The sequence below is a fragment of the Elstera litoralis genome (assembly GCF_000963705.1).
Lineage (GTDB): Bacteria > Pseudomonadota > Alphaproteobacteria > Elsterales > Elsteraceae > Elstera > Elstera litoralis.
In genome coordinates this window covers 1-582 of record NZ_LAJY01000982.1, presented here as the reverse complement: position 1 = coordinate 582, position 582 = coordinate 1, and the positions used below count along the sequence as shown (strand labels likewise).

General features: G+C 54.6%; 1 pseudogene. It reads left to right on the top strand.

Features of this window, described 5'->3' with window-relative positions:
• Positions 1-551, top strand: a pseudogene (locus tag VZ95_RS26385) (hypothetical protein); the annotation flags it as partial.
• Positions 552-582: the final 31 nt, after the last annotated feature.

Genomic DNA, 582 nt, shown 5'->3' with positions numbered 1-582 from the left:
ATGGTAACGACCAAGTGATCGGCGGTCGCGACAATGATACTCTTACCGGCGGTGCCGGGGGCGATACCTTCTATTTTGGCTCAGCCGACGGCGCGGCGGCGGATCTGTCTGCTGCCAATAGTGGCGTCGATACGATCACCGATTTTACTGCGACCGATAATCTCTGTTTCAATGTCAGCGCGCTGGGTATGACGAGTAACGTAGGAACTATGAAGGTTGCCACACTGTCTTCCGGCGGCGCCACGCTCACCAGCTTGGCGAATACGGCGACGGCGGGCAATGTCGATGCGGTTATTCTGTTGAACACGACCGGTTTTGCTTCTTACGCTGCGGCTCAGGCCGAGTTGAACGCGACGGCGGCTGCCATCACCGACAATTCAGGAAGTGCGATTGTGCTATGGTATAGCTCGGTCGATAGTAAAATTCATATTACGCACGATACGGATATTAGTACGGGCGCTGGAACCGGCACAGAAATCGGGATCATTGGCAATTCGACCAGTGCAACGCTGGCGGCGTTGACCGGGAGCAACTTTACGATGATCGCTTAGAGTCTGAAGGCGGTTTAAGCAATGCCCTTAA